Below are 20,686 nucleotides of genomic sequence, written 5' to 3' on the forward strand. Positions count from 1 at the left end.
GTGCCCGAGTCCAGAGGCGGAGTAGTAATTATGGAAGCGATTGAGTTCGTCGTTCGCGATCGTGCGGGCAATATTAGACGTGGTATGTTGGCGGAAGGTGACGCGGCAAACACGGTCTTCCTAAATGGTGGTGACGATGTCTCCCTGAACCTACGCAGGTTTCAGGTCGCGGGCTACGAGCGCGCGGGCGATGCGATGATCGTCACGCTTGCCGATGGTCGCAAGATCCGGTTGGAAGGCTACTTTAGCGCGGATGCCGATCTTTATATTAGTGCGGACGGCTTGTTGACTGAGGTTGACTTTGCAGGCGCGCAGGAAGGTTTGGTTGAGGCGGATTACGCCGAGGCGCAAGTTTTCGGCAAGTGGAGCCCTGACGATTCACTCTTCTATGTTGGTGGCTCCGAGGTTGATACGATCATTGCGGCGGATGCTATCGCGACGGAAGAGACCTCAACGATGTTGGCGGCTGCTCCGATCCTTGCGGGTCTTGGTGGCGGCGGTGCTGGTCTCGGCGCTGCGGCTGCGGTTGTTGGTGGCGCGGTTGTCGTCGGCGGTGGCGGCGGTGGTGGTGGCGGAGGTGTCGATACCGAAGCGCCGTCTGTTGCCCTGGATCAGGGCGTTGTGTCTGTGGATCACGTCTTTAACGCCGAAGATCACGCCGATGGCGTAGAGCTTGGCGGCACGGGTGAGCCCGGTGCTGCGATTGTTGTCGAGATTGACGGCGAAACCCAAGAGACCGTTGTCGCGGATGATGGGACTTGGGAGGTTGTGTTCGACCCAACCCAAATTCCAGAGGGCGAGTATGACGTGGATGTGACGATCACTGCTACGGATGATGCTGGGAATTCAGCTACCGTGACGGATGTGGTTCGCGTCGACACAGTAACTGTGGTTGATATGGTCACGATTGATGGCGCGGCCACTGGGTCGGGCGATGTGATCAATGCGGTCGAGCACGCGGACGGCGTGACCTTGACTGGCACCGGAGAGGTCGGGGCCAATGTAGTTGTTACCATTGAAGAAAACGGCGCGACCACAACGGCTGTTGTGGATGCGGACGGGAATTGGTCGGTAGAGTTCGGGTCTGATCAGGTGTCGACTGGTGAATATTCCAGCACGGTCACTGTGACCAGCACGGATGCCTACGGCAACACGGCAACCGCCACGGCGGAAATGATCGTGGATACGATCACGGATGTTGCAATCACGGGTAATAACTCCGGCACAGATGGCGTTTATAATGAGGCCGAGGCTGCAAGCTCCGCTGCTCTGAATGGCACCTCGCAGCCGGGGGCTTCTGTTGTGGTGACTTTGACGGGTCCAACCGGGCAAGTGCTGGGCACGCAGACGGTTACGGCATCGTCAGATGGCACATGGACGGTTCAATATCCGGCAGGCTCTCTGCCCGCGGGTGAATATGATGTGACGGCCACGGCCGTTGCGACAGATACGTCTGGCAACAGCGAAACAACGTCGGTCACCATTCCGGTTGATACTATTACCAATGTCGAGATTGCCCAAATTGACGGCCAAGCGGCTGGCACGGGCATCATCAATGCGACGGGTCACGCGGACGGCGTTACCATGTCGGGCACGGGCGAGCCGGGTGGCAATATCACCGTATCAGTTGCCGGTGGCGGCACTGTGACGGGTGTGGTTGGCGCGGATGGCACTTGGAATGTGAACTTCCAGCCTTCGCAAGTCCCTTCGGGCGAGCGGACGGCGGATGTGACTGTTTCTATCACCGATGCGGTTGGCAACACGGATACAGCCACGGCAACGATGAACATCGACACGATCACCGATGTGGCAATTACTGGCAATAACACTGGCACCGACAACGTGATGAACCTTGCCGAGAGCGCAAGTGGCACCGCTTTGAACGGCACCGCGCAGCCGGGGGCCTCGGTCGAGGTCACTTTGGCCACCTCGACAGGCGTAATGCTGGGCACGCAAACGGTTATTGCGAACTCGAACGGCACTTGGACGGCCAACTTCTCGGCCAGCACATTGCCATCGGGTGAATACGACGTCGCGGTTACGGCAGTTGCAACGGATGGCGCGGGCAATACCGCGACCACCACGTCCAGCTTCGCGGTTGATACGATTGCCGATGTCTCGGTCAATACGATCAATGTTGAAGGCGATAACGTGATCAATATCGCCGAAGCCAGCGACGGGGTGCAAATCTCCGGCACGGCAGAGGCGAACTCCCGCGTTGAGGTCGATTTCGGCGGGGCGACACGCACTGTAGTCTCTGACAGCAACGGCAACTGGACCGCCTCCTTTGGTCCGGGCGATGTGCCTGCGGGGGTTGAAACCACAATTCCTGTGCAAGCAACATTCACCGATGCGGCGGGTAACACGGCTGTGGCAAATGGCACGGTTCAGGTTGACACGATCGTGCGTAATCTCAGCGTATCTGAAGCCACCGGCGACGGTGTGGTTGATGCCAACGAGGCCGGTTCCGGCTTCACCATGACGGGCACAACCGAGGCTGGCGCGCAAAGCGTTATGGTGACATTCCACAACTTGCCACCCCGCGCTGCAACGATAAGCGCAAATGGCAGCTGGTCGGTTACATTTGGCCCGAACGAGATCCCAACCGGCGAGTACACCTCGCAGGTGACGGTCGCGACGGTTGACCGTAACGGCAACCCCGATAGCGTCTCGACGCCAGTAACTGTGGACACCGAGGTGCCAGAAGCGCCAGTTGTGATCTCCTACACCGAATACTTCCGCGGCGATCCCGGTGTGTCGGGCATCGGCACAGAGTTGACCGACGATATCGTCGCAATCAGCCAAGTGAGCGAGACCGGCTCGGTCAGCAATGTCAGCTACGACACCAACGTGGTGCGCGGCGACGAGCTGCAATTTACGTTCAATGATCGTATCCCAGACGGCTCGAACCTTGTGGTGAATGCTGAGGACGCAGTTGGCAACGAGAGCGCCACATTGTTGGTGCTGGATGATAATGCCATCGGGACGGTTAACGTCTCGCTCAACGGGCTGTCGAGCTTCAATGTCAGCGCGATTGATCTGTCGATTGTGGCCGAGAGCGAGCTGACCTTGACCGAGGCTGACTTGCTGGGGCTGTCGGATGACACCAACGCCTTGGTCATCCATGGCGACGATACCGACATCGTTAACATCAACGGCGCGACAGATACCGGACAGACCGAGCAAATCGGCGGGCGGGTCTATGACGTCTACACATTGGGCAACGATGGCAGCTTGCTCATCGAGCATGACATCACAGTGAACTACTAAAAGCGGGCAGGGGCGTAGCCATAAGGATACGCCCTTTCCAACCTCTCGATTTAACAAGAAGGGGCTCCGCATGGGACAGGGTACAAGTAAACGCGCAATTTTGCGCATAGTGTTGGCAGGCACTACCGCAGCGTCATTAATGGGCTGCATGGGCGATGAGGCAACGCGCGGGACATTCTCCGCGACCAAGCCCGCTGCTTTAGGCAAAATGAAAACCACCGGACGGTTCGCCGAACGTGTGCAGGTTGAAGACAGCGAAGAGGGGCAAACCACGCCAATTTTCGGGTTCTTCAAGCGCAAGAAATCCAACGAGGCGGCGACACGCAATGCCACGGGCATATTAACCGGCGAAAACCTCGCTGGGGCCAGTGCGAAACCTCTGGCGCAACCTGCGCTGGCGGGTGGCACGGGGGGTAAAGAAAGCTCTCCGTTGATCGAAACGCTGCTACAGCGCGAAGCGGTTCTGGATGCGCGCACGCCCTATGGCAAAGTTGCAGGCTCGGTTCTGGCGGCAAATTCACGCGCTGCCGAGGCCGAGTTACGCTCCGCCAAGTTGCGCGCCGAGGCGGCTTCCAAGAACTGGCTTCCCACAATTGGCCCATCATTGAGCCTGTCTAGTTTGGGCGAAGTCATCGCCTCCATGGTCATTGATCAGGTGTTGTTCGACAATGGCCGCAAAAAGGCCGAGCGCAGCTTTGCCAAGGCCGATGTTGAGGTTGCTGCCGTCGCATTGGCGCAAGATACCAACGATCGGGTCTATTCCGCGCTGGAGCTTTACGTCACCGCGGAACGCGCCCGCGCCCAAGCCACGGCAGGCTCCAAAGCGGCCAGCCGCATGGGTGAATTTGCATGGGTTATGGATCAACGTGTGCGCGGCGGGGTGTCTAATCCGGCCGATTTGCAGATCATCAAGCAAAAGCTGGCCGAGGCTGAAAACCAGCGCAATTCCGACATGGAAACCGCGCGCACGGCCATGGCCGAGCTGAACGCGATGTCCTTGAAGCCGCTTAGCGATGTGCGCGGCTTGGCGTCGATTGCTAATCCGGCGTCATCTAAGCCGTTGTCGGTTCTCAAGGCCGAGGCCGAACGGGACCGCGATATCGCCCAAGCCACCATTTCGCGCGCGGGCTATCTGCCCGGCGTATCGGCTAGGGGCTCGCTGCAAAAGGGCGGGGCGACGGGCAGTTTGGTTGTCGGTGCCGCGAATGGTTTCGGCTTTGGCACCAAGGCCAGCCTCAAAGCCATCGAGGCCACAAAGGACGCCGCCGCACGCCGTGTCTCGCAGGCCTCCGAGGATAATTCGCGCACTATGCGCCGCCTCGAGCAAAGCCTGATCTCGCTCAAGCGCCAGCAGACACAAGGCGAGGGGCTGTTAAGCTCTGCCGACAGCAATTTGTCGCTGTTTGACCGCCAGTATAAGGCTGGTCAACGTCCGATCATGGATGTGGTGCGCGTCTATGAGACCAAAGTTTCGACCGAGCGCGAGCAGATCGGCCTGACGTATCAAATCGCCTTAGTAGAGTTGCAGATTGCCCATCTTATGGGCGCGTTGGTGGACGGTGAGGATATATGAACACGCCCGTCATTGCGTTTGACATGGCACGGGCCAAAGCGGCCCAAGCATCAAATACTGCAAAGCTAGAACCGGTCGAGACCCCGACCGCTGTGGCCAATGATCCGGGGCTGCGCGTTCCTATGCCGCAAGCGCGCGAGAAGGCAGGGCGGTTCTCTAAGAAACTGCGCAGCCGCGCCGATCTGGTGTCGGTTTATGCCGGGCTTCTGGGCGTTGATTTGCAGCCATCTGATGTGCTGGACGCGGCGGTAGAGTTGCCGCTGGACGCGTCTGGCATCTCGCCGGAGTTGCTGGCCAGCGCGATGAAATCGCTGGGGCTGATTTGCGGCGTACGCAGCACTGCGCTGCGTGCTGACCTGTGGCCTGCGCTTGTTGAAATGAAAACGGGCCAGCTGGTTTTGGTGCTGGAACAGCACGAGCAAACATTGACAGTTTTTGACCAAACCATCGGCGACCGCCGCGCAGAAGTACAACTGTCCGAGTTCGCCAAAGTGTTCTCTGGCAAGGTGCTGAAGGCCGAAAGCTCCATGGGGCAAGTCGAGGCGAAACATCGCCTTGAAGCCAAGCCCGCGCATTGGTTCTGGGGCGAGTTCCCCAAGTATAAGCGCCACCTGATCGAAATCACCGCAGGCTCTTTCGTCGCGAACATTCTGGCGGTCGCTGTCGCGCTGTTTTCCTTGCAGGTTTATGACCGCGTGATCCCGCATCAATCCACCGCAACGCTTTGGGTGCTGGCTATCGGGGCCATGGGCGCGTTGACGTTGGAGGCATTTTTGAAGCTAGCACGCGCCCGCATGATGGACGGGGCTGGCCGCAAGATCGAGATGGGCGTGCAAAAGACGCTGATGAACCGCTTGCTGGGTATGAAAGCAGGCACGCCGGGGGCCACGCCGTCGGGGACGTTTTCAGCTATGCGCGAGTTCTCCTCCGTGCGCGAATTTTTTACCGCTTCGACTGTTGGAACGCTAACAGATGTGCCGTTTATCTTCTTGTTTTTATTGCTAGTTTCCTCGATTGCAGGCAATGTGGTTTGGGTGTTGATGATCGGCGGCACGCTGATGGTCTTGCCGGGCTTTTTCTTGCAAAAACGCATGATTAAACTGACTGAAGAGACCCAAGGGGCCTCGGTCAAGGCCAACCGGTTGTTGCACGAGGCCATCTATGAGGCCGATACGGTCAAAGCCCATCGCGGCGAAGACCATTTTGCCCGCCTTTGGAACGAATTGAACGCGCTGTCCGCGCTGAAATCATCCGAGCAACGCCGCCTTGCTTCCGCGCTGACCTTCTGGTCTCAAGGGGTGCAGCAGGCAACTTATGTGGCCGCCGTGGTGATGGGAACCTTCCTTGTTTTTGCTGGGGAATTCACTGTTGGCTCAATCATTGCAGTCGGCATTCTGACGTCCCGCACCTTGGCGCCACTGACCCAATTGGCGGGCACAATGGCGCGCTGGTCGAACGTGAAAACGGCGTTGGCTGGGCTGGATTCTGTGGTGCAATCGCCGCAAGATTTCGACGCCGATCGCAGCTATTTGCGCCGCGAGCGGATCACAGGGCGCTTCGAGTTGCGTGACCTTGTTCACCGCTATGACGAAGACGCGGCACCTGTGTTGGACTTGGGCGGTTTGGCGATCCCTGCGGGTCAACATGTGGCAATTTTAGGGGCCAATGGCTCTGGCAAATCGACACTGATTAAACTGCTGTCGGGGCTTTATGAGCCAAGCGCTGGTCGCGTGCTGATTGACGGAATTGATATGGGGCAGGTGCACCCCAAAGACCTGCGCCGTGGCGTCGGCTACCTGTCGCAAGAGGTCCGTTTGTTCGCAGGGTCCCTGCGCGAAAATCTGAACTTGTCGGGGCTGGAGCGTGATGACGCGCGGCTGATGGCGGCGTTGGATTTTTCCGGGTTGGGGCGCTATGTGCGCGAACATGCCAAGGGGTTGGATTTGCCAATTCACGACGGCGGGGTTGGCCTATCTATTGGGCAACGCCAGTCGATCGGCTGGGCGCGGATGTGGTTGCAGGACCCGTCGGTGGTGCTGTTGGACGAGCCGACGGCCGCATTGGATCAAAGTCTGGAGACAGCTTTGGTCGCGAATTTGCAAGGCTGGCTGAAGGGGCGCACGGCGGTAATTGCTACGCACCGGATGCCCATTCTCGCGCTGACGGAGCGGGTGATGATCCTTAAAGGCGGCAAGCTGTCAGTTGATGGCCCGCGCGAGCAAGTACTTGCGCACCTTAAGAAAAACAAAGCTGGCGGGGCCGGTTCAGTTGCTATCAATACTCCGAAAGGGGGCAAGTAATGGCCACTATTGACGCAGCATTTGATGATGATTTGCGCGGCCCCTCTTGGGTGATCCGCATCATCGGCTTGACGGTTTTGGCCTTTATCGTTTGGGCCTCGGTGGCATGGGTCGATGAAATCGTGCGCTCTGACGGCGAATTTGTCTCCTCCTCGCGCCCGCAGATTATTCAAAACCTTGAGGGCGGCATTTTGTCGGAGCTTTTGGTATCTGAGGGGGATACGGTGTCGCCCGGCGACATTCTGGGCCGCCTGTCCGGCACTAATTTTCAAACTTCGGTTGATGACCTGCAAGACCAGATTGACGCGCTTGATATCCGCCGGATGAGGCTTGAGGCGGAACTGGCAGGGCAGTTTGATTTCCTTGTGGCGGGAGATCTGGAAGCCCGCCAACCCGAGATAGTGTCCTCTGAACGTGCCTTGTTGAACGCGCGCCAAACCGACTTTGAGGGGCGCACTGACAGCGCGCGTGCCATCCTGCGCGAGACCCGTCGAGAGACGGTTTTGATGGAAGATTTACTCGACCAAAATATCGTTTCCCTTGTTGAGGCCACCCGTGCACGCAAGGCCAATACTGATGCCGAGGCCAAGTATAAAGAGATCGTTTCCAAGGCCGAACTGGAGCGCGCATCGGAGTTTTCCGACACGTTAAAAGAATTGGCGACGCTGAAGCAAAACTTGAAAATCAGCAATGACCAGTTGTCGCGCACAGTGATCCGATCCCCGATGAAAGGGATTGTAAACAACGTGGCGATTTCAACCATCGGTGGGGTTGTTCGCCCGGGCGAAGAGATTTTTCAAATCATCCCGATGGGCGAAGAATTGTTCGTAGAGGCCAAGGTGAAACCTAAAGATATCGCCAGTTTGCGGATTGGTCAGGAGGCCACGGTTAAGTTGTCGGCTTATGATTATACGATATACGGCACGCTTTCAGGGAAGGTGAAGGTAATCTCTGCCGATACCTTCAAGGATGAGCGCGTGGCGGATGGTGACCCGCATTATAAGGTGCTGCTGTCGGTTGACTTGGCGCATCTGTCACCGCGTCAAAAGTCAGTGGAAATACGTCCCGGAATGCTGGCGCAAGTCGAATTGCACACGGGCGAGAAGACAATTTTGCAGTATCTCACCAAGCCGCTTTATAAGTCGCGCGAGGCCTTCCGCGAGCCGTAGCGCAAGAATTACCGACGGATAAAGACTTGCACATCTGCAACATTTGTTCCCGTGCCGCCTGTCATAAGTAAATCACCCGAGGCGCCAAGGGCTGCATAGGCGTCGTTGTTCTCGAGCCGCGCTTGCGGGGAGATCCCTGCGGCCTCCATGCGCGCCAAAGACCCTGTATCCACCATGCCGCCAGCGGCGTCGGTCGGGCCATCGCGCCCATCGGTTCCACCCGATAAAAACACCCAATCGCCAGGGATATCTTGCATGGCCATGCGCAGGGCGAGGTCTTGGTTGCGCCCGCCTTTGCCGTTGCCAGTCAGCGTCACAGTGGTCTCGCCGCCAAACAGCAAAACGGCGGGGCTATCTTGCGGCAGGCTGTGAAAAATCGCGGCCAGTTGCGGCGCGACTTCGGCCACATTGCCTTCCAGTCTGTCGTTTAGAATTTGCGCCTCGGGGCAGGCGGTCCGCATGGCATCGAGGCTTTGGCGGTTGGAGGCGACCAAGGTGTTTGACGCTTTTGGCAGCGCTGAAGGCCCGGCTTCTGCGGCGCTTAAATGGCGCTGCACGCTGGCAGGCATATCAGCCCAAACGCCGGCTTTTTCCAGCAAGGCTTTGGCGCTGGCGCGGGTGCCGATGGGGGATGCCGTCGGGCCGGACGCAATCGCGCGTAGGTCGTCGCCGACAACATCTGACAGGATATATGCGCGCACGGGCGCGGGGGAGGCGGCGCGCAAAAAGCCACCACCTTTGAGCCGCGAGAGTTGTTGGCGGATGTGGTTCATATCGTTGATCTCAAGCCCGGAGCCGAGCAAGATTTCGTTAACCTTTGCCTTCTCGGCGAGCGTCACGCCCGCAACGGGCGCAGGCAGCAAAGCCGAGCCGCCGCCCGATATCAGGGCGATGACCTGGTCTTGTGCACAGGTCTCTGCCAGCATTTCCTCAACCGCGATGGCGGCTGCTTCACCCGTGGAATCGGGGATGGGATGGCTGGCGCGCAGGACGGTGCAGCCGTTGATATCATGGGCATTTTCGGGGTTGGTCACGGCGAGGGCACGGCTGGGTGTACCTGCGCTGACTTGGGCCAAAGCGGCGCGCATCATCGGCACCGCGGCCTTGCCAATGGCGATCAAGAACAGGGTGCCACCGGCAGTTAATGCTGTGTTTACCAAGGCGCGCTCGACGGCGCGCGCCGGATCGGCGGCGGCAATGGCCACGTCAAAGAGGTGATGCGCCTCGGCGCGCATGTCAGAGATTTTCGTCATGTGGTGTCCCGCCAAACAAGTGCTCGGCGGGACTATAGCCTAGAGGAACCTATTGACCAGATTTTCCAGAACTTCTTGTTTGCCGGAGCGTGGCTCCGGGTTGATATTTTGCGAAATCACACGATCTGTCAGGCTTTCTAGCGTGGCGTCTTTGCCGATCTCGCCTTTGTCCCAGCCCGCGTAGCGCGCATCGCGTTTTGCTTCCAGTGTGCCATCTTCCAGCATTCTGGCTGCGGCTTTCAGCCCCGCGGCGCAGACGTCCATACCGCCAATATGGGCTGCAATCAGGTCTTCCGGATCCAGCGATTGGCGACGCAATTTGGCATCAAAATTGGTGCCGCCAGTGGTGAAGCCCCCGGCGCGCAGAACTTCGTAATAGGCAAGTGCTGCCTCGGGGATATTGTTGGGGAACTGGTCCGTGTCCCAGCCGGATTGATAGTCATTTCGGTTCATGTCGATGGAGCCGAAAATCCCCAAGCTACGGGCCATGGCCAACTCGTGCTCGAAGCTGTGACCGGCAAGGATCGCGTGGCCTTGTTCCAAGTTCATCTGTACTTCGTTCTCGAGGCCGAACTCTTTCAAGAAACCATAGACCGTGGCGACGTCATAGTCGTATTGGTGTTTGGTTGGCTCTTGCGGTTTTGGCTCGATCAGGATTGCGCCTTTGAAGCCGATCTTATGTTTGTAATCGACGACCATTTGCAAGAAGCGGCCAGCATGCTGGCGCTCGCGTTTCAGGTCGGTGTTGAGCAGGGTCTCATAGCCCTCGCGGCCGCCCCACAACACGTAGTTTTCCCCCCCGAGTTTCTGCGTTGCATCCATGCAGGTCTTCACTGTGGCGGCGGAGAAGGCGAAGACATCCGGGTCAGGGTTGGTCGCGGCACCCGACATATAGCGACGGTGCGAGAACAGGTTCGCCGTGCCCCAAAGCAGCTTCGGCCCGCCTGCTTCCATTTTCTCACCCAGATAGTCGACGATGATCTCAAGGTTGCGGGTGTTCTCTTTGAAGTCCGCGCCTTCGGGGCGGATGTCGGCGTCGTGGAAGCAAAAGTAGGGTACGCCCAGCAGGTCGAACATCTCAAACGCGACGTCTGCTTTCAGTTTTGCGTGTTCAATGGTGTCACCGAACCAAGGGCGATCAAACGTCTGGCCGCCAAAGGGATCACCGCCGGGCCATGCAAAGGAATGCCACCACGCGCAGGAGAACCGCAGGTGGTCTTCCATGCGTTTGCCCATGATGATCTCATCGGGGTTGTAGTGGCGGAAGGCCATCGGGTTGGTGCTGTCTGGCCCCTCGTATTTTGCCTTGGCGATGCCTTGAAAGAAGTCGGTCATGAGAGTGTCCTTAGTGCGTTATAGGTGTCTTTATATCTGCTGTGTGCGGTGGCGAAGGCCTCCGCAAGAGCCGCATCTGGCTCGATTGTGGTTTGTAGTTTGGGCGGGGTGGCCAGCGTTAAATCACCGCTTTGCGCCATCATGCCAAGGCGTGCGGCCCCGAAGGCTGCGCCGAAGTCGCCCGCAACGGGCAGTGCGATTGGGGTGGCAAGGATCGAGGCCAAGGTTTCCAGCCAAACGCGGCTTTGCGCACCGCCCCCCACGGCGATCAACTGACTGACTTTGGTGCCTGTGGCGGCCAAGGCGTCGAGGTTGTCTTTCAACGCATATCCCACACCTTCCAGCACGGCGCGGGTGCCTGCATTGGTGTCGGTTTCATTCTCGATGCCGATTAGACTTGCGCGAATTTTGGCGTCGTTATGCGGGGTCCGCTCGCCCCCCAGATAGGGCAGGAACAAGGCGCGGCCGGGGGCGGTGACGCCTTGCAAGGCCCCTGTCAGCGCGGCGGGGGATTTCCCCACGAGGCGGCCATACCATTCCAAGGCGTCCGCTGCCGATAGGATGACGCCCATCTGGTGCCAAGTGTCTGGTATTGCGTGGCAAAAACTGTGAACGGCAGTTTCGGGGGCAGGGGCGTAGCTGTCGGTTGCGGCAAAGACCACGCCCGATGTTCCTAGGGATAGAAACGCCTGTCCGGGCTTGGTGACGCCCATGCCGATTGCCGTGGCTGCATTGTCGCCGCCGCCGCCCGCGACCGGCGTGCCTGCTTTCATGCCCCATTGGGCGGCCAACTCGGGGCGCAATCCGCCAGAGACGTCAGAGCCCTCCACCAGCCTTGGCATATGCGCGCGGCTCAGGCCTGTGGCCTCCAGCAGGCTGTCGGACCAATCGCGCGCACCGGTGTCCAGCCAACTGGTGCCAGCGGCGTCGGACATCTCGCTAACGGCCTCTCCGGTGAGCCATAAGCGCAGGTAGTCTTTGGGCAGTAAAACCTTGGCTGTCGCCGCGAAAATATCCGGCTCGTGCTCTTTAACCCAAGCCAGTTTCGGCGCGGTGAAGCCCGGAAAAACGATATTGCCAGAGATGGCACGAAATTGCGGGTCGCCATCCATCGCCTCGGCTTGGGCGTGGCTGCGGGTGTCATTCCACATGATGCACGGGCGCAGCACATCGCCGCGCCCGTCAATCAATGTGGCCCCGTGCATATGGCCGGATAGACCAATGGCTTTCACGGCCCCAAGGTCGGCTTTGCCAGCCAGCGCCGACATTATGGCACTGGTTGCGCTTAACCAGTCGGCGGGGGCTTGCTCGGACCAGCCAGATTGGGGGCGGGACACAGTAAGCGGCGCATGGGCCTCGGCCACAACCGCTTGGTTGTCGTCGATCAGCAGGCCTTTTAAGCCCGAAGTTCCAAGGTCGAGGCCCAGATACATTACGCCGCCTGCTTTGGGTTTTTACCCAAGATGATCATCGACAACACGTCGTCTTCTGTGATGTCCTCGACCCTCTCTGTGCCGACGAGTTGACCGTTTTTCATCACGGAAACCCGATCGCATAGCTCCATCATCTCATGGGTGTCGTGCGAGATCAGGAAAATGCCCAAGCCTTGCTTTTTCAACTCCCCGATCAGCTCTGCCACCATTTGGGTCTCGTGGACCCCTAGGGCGGCTGTTGGCTCGTCCATGATCAAGATTTTAGCGTTGAAATACACTGCGCGTGCAATGGCCACTGATTGGCGTTGACCACCAGATAGCGCCGAGACCGGCTCTTTCAACTTGCGAAAGTTAGGGTTTAGACGGGCCATGATTTTGGCCGTTTCGGCCTCCATCTTGGCGTCATCCACAAAGCCCAGTGCATTGGTTAACTCACGCCCAAGAAACAAGTTCGAGGCAGCATCCAGATTATCAGCCAAAGCAAGCGTTTGGTAGATCGTCTCGATGCTATTGTCGCGCGCGTCACGTGGGCTGTTGATCTCGACCTCTTTGCCGTTGATCAAGATTTGGCCGCCGTCTTTCTTATAGGCACCGGCGAGGATTTTAATCAACGTTGATTTGCCAGCGCCGTTATGGCCCAGAAGGCCCACAACTTCGCCTGCGTGAAGGTCCATGCTTACGTGGTCGACGGCCTTGATCCCACCAAAGGAAATCGAGATGTCGCGCAGCTCTACGAGAGGTGTGTCGGTCATGTCAGTTCTCCTTATTTAGCGTTGCGGCGGTAAAGAATGTCGAGCCAGACGGCTAGGACAAGAACTCCACCTACGACGATTTGTTGGATAGCGGCGTCAAAGCCAATCAGCACCATGCCAGTTTGCAGTGATTGCATCACTAGTGCGCCAAGAATGGCCCCGTAGATTGTCCCAACACCACCCGCAAGCGAGGTGCCCCCGATGACGGCGGCGGCGATGACGTATAGCTCATCGAGCGTGCCAAGCGCGTTGGTCGCAGATCCTAAACGCGCGGAGGCCACGACAGCAGACAGGCCAGTAAGGGCGCCCATCAAGCCAAAGATTTTGACTGTCATCCAACGGGTGTTGATGCCTGCAAGCTCTGCCGCCTCAGGGTTGCCACCGATGGCATAGACATAGCGGCCAAAGCGGGTGCGGCTCATCAAAATGGTCATGAAGATGGCAACGCCGACGGTGATAAGTACAGGAATGGCATAGCCGTGCGAGATGAATAACTCCTCAACCGGGATATCAAGATTGTTCTCGGCGATGTGGCGTTTCACGATGCCTTTTGGCCAAGGGTAGGAGTTCACAAGCAAGGTCGCGCCGATAACTGTGCCACAGCCGATCAGGGCCAGAAGTCCTTCGGCCCAAGCAGGGCGTTGTTCTATATGGAATGTGGTGCGGTTGCGCCGCGCCATAGCCAGCAGGCCAAGAACGCCGATGCAGCCCAGAATACCAACGATCCAAGAGCCAGTGTTCCCAACGGCACCATAAGGCCCGCCGCCCATCAACTTAAAGGTTTGATCCACCGGCGAGATGGTCTCGCCACGTGCCACAAGGAATGCGGCACCGCGCCAAACCAGCAAGCCACCTAGCGTGACAATAAAGGCGGGGATTTTGCCGTAAGCAATGAGCGCGCCGTGAAATGCCCCGACGCAAGTGCCAACGATCATGCCAACAACAACCGCGATGATCCAAATCATCGGATGGCCAAGCCCCAAAACTTGAGGCAAAATGTTGACCTGCAACACCCCCATTATAATAGCGCAAAAGCCCAGAACCGCGCCGACCGATAGGTCGATATGGCGCGTTACAATCACCAGCACCATGCCGGTGGCCATAATGGCAATCGAGGAGGTCTGAACAGATAAGTTCCACAGGTTTCGCGGCGTCAAGAAGGCTCCAAAGCCATTAACAAGCGCGCCGTATACATGAAAGCCGATCCAGATCAGGGCCAAAGCTGCGACCATACCCAACATGCGGGTATCAATCTCGGTTTCACGAAGAATGCGGGCAATTAAGCCCTCTTTTGGTTTGGATGTGTCGGACATAGTTAAGCTCCGAATTCAGATGTGCAAAGCCAGTTCCGCCGTCAAATGACGCGCAGATTGGTGCGATGCTAAATGGAGGGAATAGTAAAAGGTGCTCCGGCACGCAGTGCGCGCCGGAGCGGTAGGGACTAGCAGCCGTTAACGCCTGCCATTGCGCCTTCGCAAACTTTGTCTTTTGCGATGTGGCCCGCGTCAATCACGGTAGCAATGTTGTCTTTGGTCACTGGGGTTGGGGCAAGGAAGATGGCGTTCATCTCAACGCCCTTCGCGCCGCCGGACCATTTGACTGCATCGGTGATGCCGTCAAGCGCAGTGCCGCCAGCCAAAGCCACAGCTACGTTTGCTGCGCCGACACCCAATTGGCGGGCATCTTTCCAAACAGACACGGTTTGCGTGCCACGTGCAACGCGGTTCAGCGCTGCGTGGTCGCCGTCTTGGCCACCGATAGGAATGGCCAAGCCTTGTGCTTCCAACGCCGCAATCGCGCCGCCTGCCATGCCGTCATTCTCGGCCAGAACAGCGTCAACTTTGTTGTCTGCAGCTGTCAGGATTTGCTCCATGTTCTTTTGAGCATTGTCCGGCTTCCAGCCATCCGAGAAAGCTTCGCCAACGATTTTGATATCGCCAGATGCCACTTTGTCGCCGATGACTTCCATCATGCCTTCTAGCAAGAATGCGGCGTTTGGATCGCCTTTGTCGCCTTTGATGATCGCATAGTTGCCAGTTGGCTGCGCATCCATAACGGTTTGCGCAATGATCGAGCCGACGCCTTTGTTGTCAAAGGTGATGTAGAAAGTACGTGCGTCTTCAATCAGACGGTCATAGCCAACGACTGGAATGCCTTCGTTTTCAGCTTGATCAATTGCTGGGATGATAGCGTCTTTGTCCATCGCCAGAATGATCAGCGCGTCTGCGCCTTGTGCGATCAATGCTTCAACATCAGTCAATTGCTTTGCAGCAGAGGCCTGCGCGTCAGCAGAGATGTATTTTGCGCCAGCAGCTTCTAGCGCGCCCTTGATGGCGGCCTCATCTGTTTTCCAGCGTTCTTCTTGAAAGTTAGACCAGCTTACGCCGACGGTGATGTCGGCTGCATAGGCTGCGGTACTCATAAGGCTTGCGACTGTGATCGCAGCTACGGTTAATGCTTTACGCATAAGATCCTCCCAGTTCATTATGTCCCCGCTTCGAGTGCGGGCAGCCGAAAGAGCGACTCACGGCATTTCACAATAATGACGTATTTAATTCAGTTGTCAAAATTAAATTGACGAAATGTTTAGAATAGTGGACGCTACTCGTCGTGAAAGGCAGATATTTCTGTAGTTTTCTATCAGTTTAGGCTACTTTCGCGCTACGCTAGGAGGGATATAATTTTGGACCTGAAAGAATTGCCGCACCGCAGCATTGCAAGCTCAGAAAGTGATTCTGTTGGCTGCGGACCCTCGATGCCCTTGATTGGGCAGCTGGCAAAGCCATTGCGACAGCAGGTATTTGAACGTGTGCGGGCCGCGGGGCAAATCCCTCGCATAGATGTGGCCAAAGACTTGGGTATCTCGCCGGGGTCGGTGACGGCGCTTACTGCGGACCTATTGGCGGCGGACCTGATTTGCGAAGTCGAAACCCCACATCACGGCTCAACGCGCGGTCGCCCTCCGGTGGCGCTTAGCGTCAAAGACGGAGGGCGGTTTGTGGTTGGCATGAAGATGGGGGACTTCACCCATTCTGCGGTGGTTCTGGATATGGCGGGCACGCAATTGACTGAAATGGATATGCCAAGCGACACCTTGAAAAAAGATCCTGCAATATTGGTGGACGAGGCCGAAGAATTGCTGTCCAATGTCATTGCCCAAGCGGGGTTGTCGCGTGATAAAATACTGGCTGTTGGCGTGGGACTGGCGGGGATGGTCGACCACGAGGGTGGGGTTGTCCCTTGGTCTCCGATTTTGATCGGGCGCGACACGCCGTTGCGTGATTTGCTGTCTGCGCGTCTTGGTGTTCCTGTGCATATAGACAATGATGCCAACATGTTAACCTTGGCCGAGCTGTGGTTCGGGGCGGGGCGGGGCAAGTCTTCATTTGCCGTTGTGACGATCGAATACGGTGTTGGTATGGGCTTGGTTTTGGACAATAAGTTGTATCGCGGCGCGATGGGGTTAGGCTTGGAATTGGGGCACACAAAGGTGCAGTTGGACGGGGCTTTGTGTCGCTGCGGAAACCGCGGTTGCCTCGAGGCTTATGTGGCCGATTACGCCTTGGTGCGCGAGGCGCGTGTGGCGCTTGATATGACGCAGGATCAGGCGGGCAAAGTGTCCTCCATGCTCGAGACGCTCTATGATCAAGCCAAGGCCGGCAATGAGAGCGCACGCACTATTTTTCGCCGTGCTGGGCGGTATTTGTCGGTCGGGCTGTCCAATATTGTGCATCTGTTTGACCCGGACCTGATCATCCTTTCGGGGGAGCGGATGCGCTATGACTACCTTTATGCAGAAGAGGTGGTGGCTGAAATGCAGGCTCTGACGCTTGATAAAGGGCGCCCGCCGCCCAAGATTGATATTAACGTATGGGGGGGCTACGTCTGGGCGCGCGGTAGTGCGGCTTTGGCGCTCTCTGCGGTCACAGATGAGATTTTCGGGGGCGCATGGGCCGAGTCGTAATATTGGCGGCATGCTTGCCCGCAGCTGTGCTTGCTGATCCGGCATTCGAGCCGCGGGAATTGGCCGCGCCGCATGTTTATACTGGCGGCTGGGAGCATTTCGTCGGCGGCGGGGTCGCTGTGCTGGACTGTAATGGCGATAGTTTGCCTGATTTTGTGGCGGCGGGCGGCTCCAAACCGATGGGGCTTTATGTGAATGAGACCGCGACTGTGGGCGGTGACATGCAGTTTCGCCACGCAGGAATTGAGCCGCTGGTCGGGGTCACGGGCCTGTACCCGATGGATGTCGATAGTGACGGTGTGCTTGACTTGGCGGTGATGCGGGTCGGGCCGAATGTGTTGCTAAAGGGCGGCGCGGAGTGCAGCTTTACGGATGCGACGGATGACTGGGGGTTTGAGACCGGGGACAGGTGGTCCACGGCGTTCTCCGCCACTTGGGAGCAGGGGCAAAGCTGGCCCACATTGGCGGTTGGAAATTACGTGGATCGTGACGATCCAGAGGGGCCGTTTGAGGCCTGTGATGTGAATGAGCTTCACCGTCCAAGTGGCCATAATAACTACAGTAAAACAGATTTAGATCCCGGATTTTGCGCCCTGTCGATGTTGTTTTCCGACTGGCAGCGCAGTGGCACGCAAGACCTGCGCGTGTCGCATGACCGGCACTATTATGTCCGTGGCGGCTCCGAGCAAATGTGGGCCATGCCCGAGGTGCAGTTACGTGATGGGGACGGATTTCAGCCGATCAGTATTTGGGGCATGGGAATCGCCAGCCAAGACCTAACAGGGGATGGCCGCCCCGAGGTGGTGCTTACCTCGATGGGGGATCAGTTGATGCAAATTGCGGGGCCGGATGGCTATCACGCGGCCCCCTATGAGATCGGCACATATGCGGCGAAACCCTATGTCGGCGGGGATGGGCGGCCGTCCACGGGCTGGCACGCGCAGTTTGGGGATGTGAATAATGACGGGCGCGATGATTTGTTCATCGCGAAAGGTAATGTGGACCAAATGCCCGGAATGGCCACGAAAGACCCAAATAACCTGTTGATACAGAACGAAAATGGCCAGTTTGACGAGGCTGGTGGCGTGGCGGGGATAGCCTCTCTTAAGCGGTCGCGTGGCGCTGGTTTGGCTGATTTTAACGGCGATGGCTTGCTGGATTTGGTAGTGGTGAACCGCCGCTCTCCGCTGCAACTCTATCAAAATGTGACGCAGGGGACGGGCAATTGGCTGGCCGTAGATTTGCGCCAAAAGACGGTTAACACCCACGCGGTCGGGGCTTGGGTGGAGCTGCGCCTAGAGGGCCGGGTAATCTCGCGCGAGGTCACTGTTGGCGGTGGTCATGTAAGCGGGCAGGCGTTGCCGCTGCATTTCGGTTTGGGCGAGGCTACGCAGGCACAACTGCGGGTGATCTGGCCTGATGGTGCTCGCTCTGATTGGCAAAGTTACGCAGCCGGTGCGGTTCATCAAATTAGCCGTTAGTTAGCGGTCAATTGGCAACCCGCTTGGGACTTCGTTTGGGATGCCAAGGCGGCCCCGCAGGGCGGCTGGGCCCTCCAACTCTTTTAGGAATGCGATGATTTGCGCGACCTGAAGGTCATTTAGGTGATCGGTAAAAATTCGGGCACGATTGCGGATCGCCGTGACCTCCTCAGGGCGATCCATGACCCACCAATCCTTGACCCCATCGAGAGGGGGCAGAACAGCCGCTGTGCGATCGTAATTTGCGAGGGCAAAGATCGGATCAACATGGGAACGGATGAAGTTCCCAAGGCTTTTATATGCCCCCGAATGACCGTAAGGCGCTGTTTTTGTGACATTTCTAAGTGATGGTGTGCGGAATGCATATAGGTCGGCCTCCAGTCCGGTTACCTCGGCTCGACCAAGGTCGCGTGCGTGGTTTTCGAAGCTGGTGGCCTTTCCGGGACCGATTTGCGGGGTCCCCATGGCATGAAACTTGTGGTCGGTTTGCAGTGGGCCGCTGTGGCAAGTGGCGCAGCCGGCACTGCCGTAAAACAGCTCCATGCCTTTGGTGGCGCGCTCTGGCAGCCTGCCTTTTCCGCGGAGGAGATCGTCAAACGGGCTATCGTCTGAGCGCCATTCGAATTCGATAAATGCACCAATTGCGTTGGAAATATCGGTGAATGCTATGTCGCGCCCTTCGGAAATTTCGGGGTAAACTGCATTGAAAAGATGGGCGTAGACGGCGTTGGAGGCCACACGTTTTGACAGGATGTCCCAAGCCCCGCCGTCGCCGGTGATCCGCCCTTGGCGAACGGCTTTGCTAACGTCGTTTTCGCTGTAGTGGCCCGCCATTTCATCGGCGCTGAGCACGGGAAACATGGTTTGCGCGGATAAAATCGTGGCGAATCCGGCAGTCATGTCATCGTCCATCGGGGTGCGGAACCCGTTGGGCCGAGTCGCATCACTTTCGATGCGGCCATCGTGGAAAAGTGCGGTGAATTCATGGGCGCCAAGGTTGAACAGGGCGGGGGCATTGCGGGGAATACGAGCTTCGGGTGAATTTGTTAGACCTGCGCGGCGCTTTGGTCCCAACCCGACGCCCCCTTCACCGAGGCCTAACGAGACCCCGTCGGCTGTGGCAAGTTTTGGGTGATGGCATGTGGCGCAGGAAATGTTGCGATTGCCGGACAATATTGGGTCATAAAATAGCAATTGACCCAATTCAGATTCTTGCTGAGATAGAGGTCGAAAATCATTATTTACCAGCACCTTAGGAGGCTCTGTTGATGTAACTTTAAGGGGCATCAAGGCCAGAATTGCAGTGGCGAAAAGGAGCTTCATACATCTTTGGAACCCGCCAAGGTATGCATGTCAAGCTAAGCTACATTGCAAAGGGGCTTGAAGTTGTGAAAAAATGGCACAAGTTCATCAAGGGCGCGTGCATGACGAGATGCGCTTGCGCCCGTTTTTCTCCGCTACTAACCTTGCGTTCATATTTACGCATTACGAACCGCTCTAAAGCAGAAGGCAGGCAGGTATGTACGATCCAGTCGAAACTTATATGAACCTTGTTCCCATGGTGGTCGAACAGACCAGTCGCGGTGAGCGGGCATATGATATTTTCTCGCGCCTTTTGAAGGAGCGGATTATTTTTATTAACGGCCCAATCCATGATGGGATGTCCCATCTGATTGTGGCGCAGCTGTTGCACCTTGAGGCGGAAAACCCGTCCAAAGAGATCAGTATTTATATCAACTCCCCTGGTGGGGTGGTGACGTCAGGTTTGGCGATCTATGACACGATGCAATACATCAAGCCGAAGGTGTCCACGTTGTGCATCGGACAGGCGGCGTCTATGGGCTCTGTGCTGCTGGCAGGCGGTGAAAAAGGGCTGCGGTTCTCATTGCCGAACTCACGTATTATGGTGCACCAGCCCTCTGGTGGCTATCAGGGGCAAGCGTCGGACATCATGATTCACGCGGCGGAGACGCAGAAGCTTAAGGATCGGCTATATGATATTTATGCCAAGCACACCGGACAGACCCAAAAGGCCATTGAAAAGGCGTTGGATCGTGACAACTTCATGTCGCCCGAGGAAGCCAAAGACTGGGGTCACATTGATGAAATCGTAGAAAATCGCTCCAAAGGGGACGATGACGAGTAAGCTATTTTGC

Annotated in this window: 14 protein-coding genes; 7 read left to right on the top strand and 7 right to left on the bottom strand. The window is 57.4% G+C overall.

All coding sequences use genetic code 11. From position 1 onward, the window contains the following. The first annotated feature begins 30 nt into the window (after window positions 1-30). From AC3Y7R_RS01985 to AC3Y7R_RS02000, 4 genes are all read left to right on the top strand, one after another. Complete coding sequence (locus AC3Y7R_RS01985; RefSeq protein WP_490040327.1) at window positions 31-3,270, top strand: Ig-like domain-containing protein; 3,240 nt, start codon at window positions 31-33, stop codon at window positions 3,268-3,270. Window positions 3,271-3,340: 70 nt separating this feature from the next. Further along, window positions 3,341-4,843 (top strand): TolC family protein, encoded by a 1,503-nt coding sequence (locus tag AC3Y7R_RS01990; protein ID WP_490040328.1) that lies wholly within the window; start codon window positions 3,341-3,343, stop codon window positions 4,841-4,843. Continuing rightward, the gene (locus AC3Y7R_RS01995; protein WP_490040329.1) at window positions 4,840-7,143 is read left to right on the top strand and encodes an ATP-binding cassette domain-containing protein; all 2,304 of its coding nucleotides are present in this window, start codon (window positions 4,840-4,842) and stop codon (window positions 7,141-7,143) included. Before AC3Y7R_RS01990 ends, AC3Y7R_RS01995 begins: the two co-directional genes overlap by 4 nt. Continuing rightward, window positions 7,143-8,312: an HlyD family type I secretion periplasmic adaptor subunit gene (locus AC3Y7R_RS02000; protein WP_490040330.1), complete on the top strand. Its 1,170-nt coding sequence runs from the start codon at window positions 7,143-7,145 to the stop codon at window positions 8,310-8,312. Before AC3Y7R_RS01995 ends, AC3Y7R_RS02000 begins: the two co-directional genes overlap by 1 nt. Window positions 8,313-8,320: 8 nt before the next feature. Here AC3Y7R_RS02000 and AC3Y7R_RS02005 read toward each other — a convergent pair whose 3' ends face one another. The 6 genes from AC3Y7R_RS02005 to AC3Y7R_RS02030 form a co-directional block, all read right to left on the bottom strand. After that, window positions 8,321-9,565, bottom strand: a complete 1,245-nt coding sequence (locus tag AC3Y7R_RS02005; protein ID WP_490040331.1) for a glycerate kinase type-2 family protein — start codon at window positions 9,563-9,565, stop codon at window positions 8,321-8,323. Window positions 9,566-9,604: 39 nt separating this feature from the next. Further along, a complete protein-coding gene (gene xylA / locus AC3Y7R_RS02010; protein ID WP_490040332.1) occupies window positions 9,605-10,900 on the bottom strand; it encodes a xylose isomerase in 1,296 nt (431 codons plus the stop codon). After that, window positions 10,897-12,333 (bottom strand): xylulokinase, encoded by a 1,437-nt coding sequence (xylB, locus tag AC3Y7R_RS02015; protein ID WP_490040333.1) that lies wholly within the window; start codon window positions 12,331-12,333, stop codon window positions 10,897-10,899. The genes xylA and xylB overlap by 4 nt, the downstream gene beginning before the upstream one ends. Continuing rightward, window positions 12,333-13,085 carry an ATP-binding cassette domain-containing protein gene (locus AC3Y7R_RS02020; RefSeq protein ID WP_490040334.1) on the bottom strand — a complete coding sequence of 251 codons (753 nt, stop codon included), beginning with the start codon at window positions 13,083-13,085 and terminating at the stop codon, window positions 12,333-12,335. The genes xylB and AC3Y7R_RS02020 overlap by 1 nt, the downstream gene beginning before the upstream one ends. 11 nt (window positions 13,086-13,096) lie before the next feature. After that, entirely contained in the window at window positions 13,097-14,398 is a 1,302-nt protein-coding gene (locus AC3Y7R_RS02025) for a sugar ABC transporter permease (protein WP_490040335.1), read from the bottom strand. A 128-nt stretch (window positions 14,399-14,526) separates the two neighbouring features. After that, window positions 14,527-15,552, bottom strand: a complete 1,026-nt coding sequence (locus AC3Y7R_RS02030) for a substrate-binding domain-containing protein (RefSeq protein ID WP_490040336.1) — start codon at window positions 15,550-15,552, stop codon at window positions 14,527-14,529. A gap of 288 nt (window positions 15,553-15,840) precedes the next feature. Between AC3Y7R_RS02030 and AC3Y7R_RS02035 the strand changes: the two genes are divergently transcribed. Together AC3Y7R_RS02035 and AC3Y7R_RS02040 are read left to right on the top strand one after the other, a co-directional pair. Then, window positions 15,841-17,049, top strand: coding sequence for an ROK family transcriptional regulator (locus AC3Y7R_RS02035; protein ID WP_490040337.1), 1,209 nt, complete (start codon window positions 15,841-15,843; stop codon window positions 17,047-17,049). A 26-nt stretch (window positions 17,050-17,075) separates the two neighbouring features. Further along, the gene (locus AC3Y7R_RS02040) at window positions 17,076-18,530 is read left to right on the top strand and encodes a CRTAC1 family protein (protein WP_490040338.1); all 1,455 of its coding nucleotides are present in this window, start codon (window positions 17,076-17,078) and stop codon (window positions 18,528-18,530) included. Here AC3Y7R_RS02040 and AC3Y7R_RS02045 read toward each other — a convergent pair whose 3' ends face one another. Continuing rightward, entirely contained in the window at window positions 18,531-19,853 is a 1,323-nt protein-coding gene (locus AC3Y7R_RS02045) for a cytochrome-c peroxidase (RefSeq protein WP_490040339.1), read from the bottom strand. Between the two features lie 196 nt (window positions 19,854-20,049). Between AC3Y7R_RS02045 and AC3Y7R_RS02050 the strand changes: the two genes are divergently transcribed. Then, window positions 20,050-20,676 carry an ATP-dependent Clp protease proteolytic subunit gene (locus AC3Y7R_RS02050; RefSeq protein ID WP_490040340.1) on the top strand — a complete coding sequence of 209 codons (627 nt, stop codon included), beginning with the start codon at window positions 20,050-20,052 and terminating at the stop codon, window positions 20,674-20,676. Window positions 20,677-20,686 lie beyond the last annotated feature (10 nt).

The sequence above is a fragment of the Litoreibacter sp. genome (assembly GCF_058136045.1).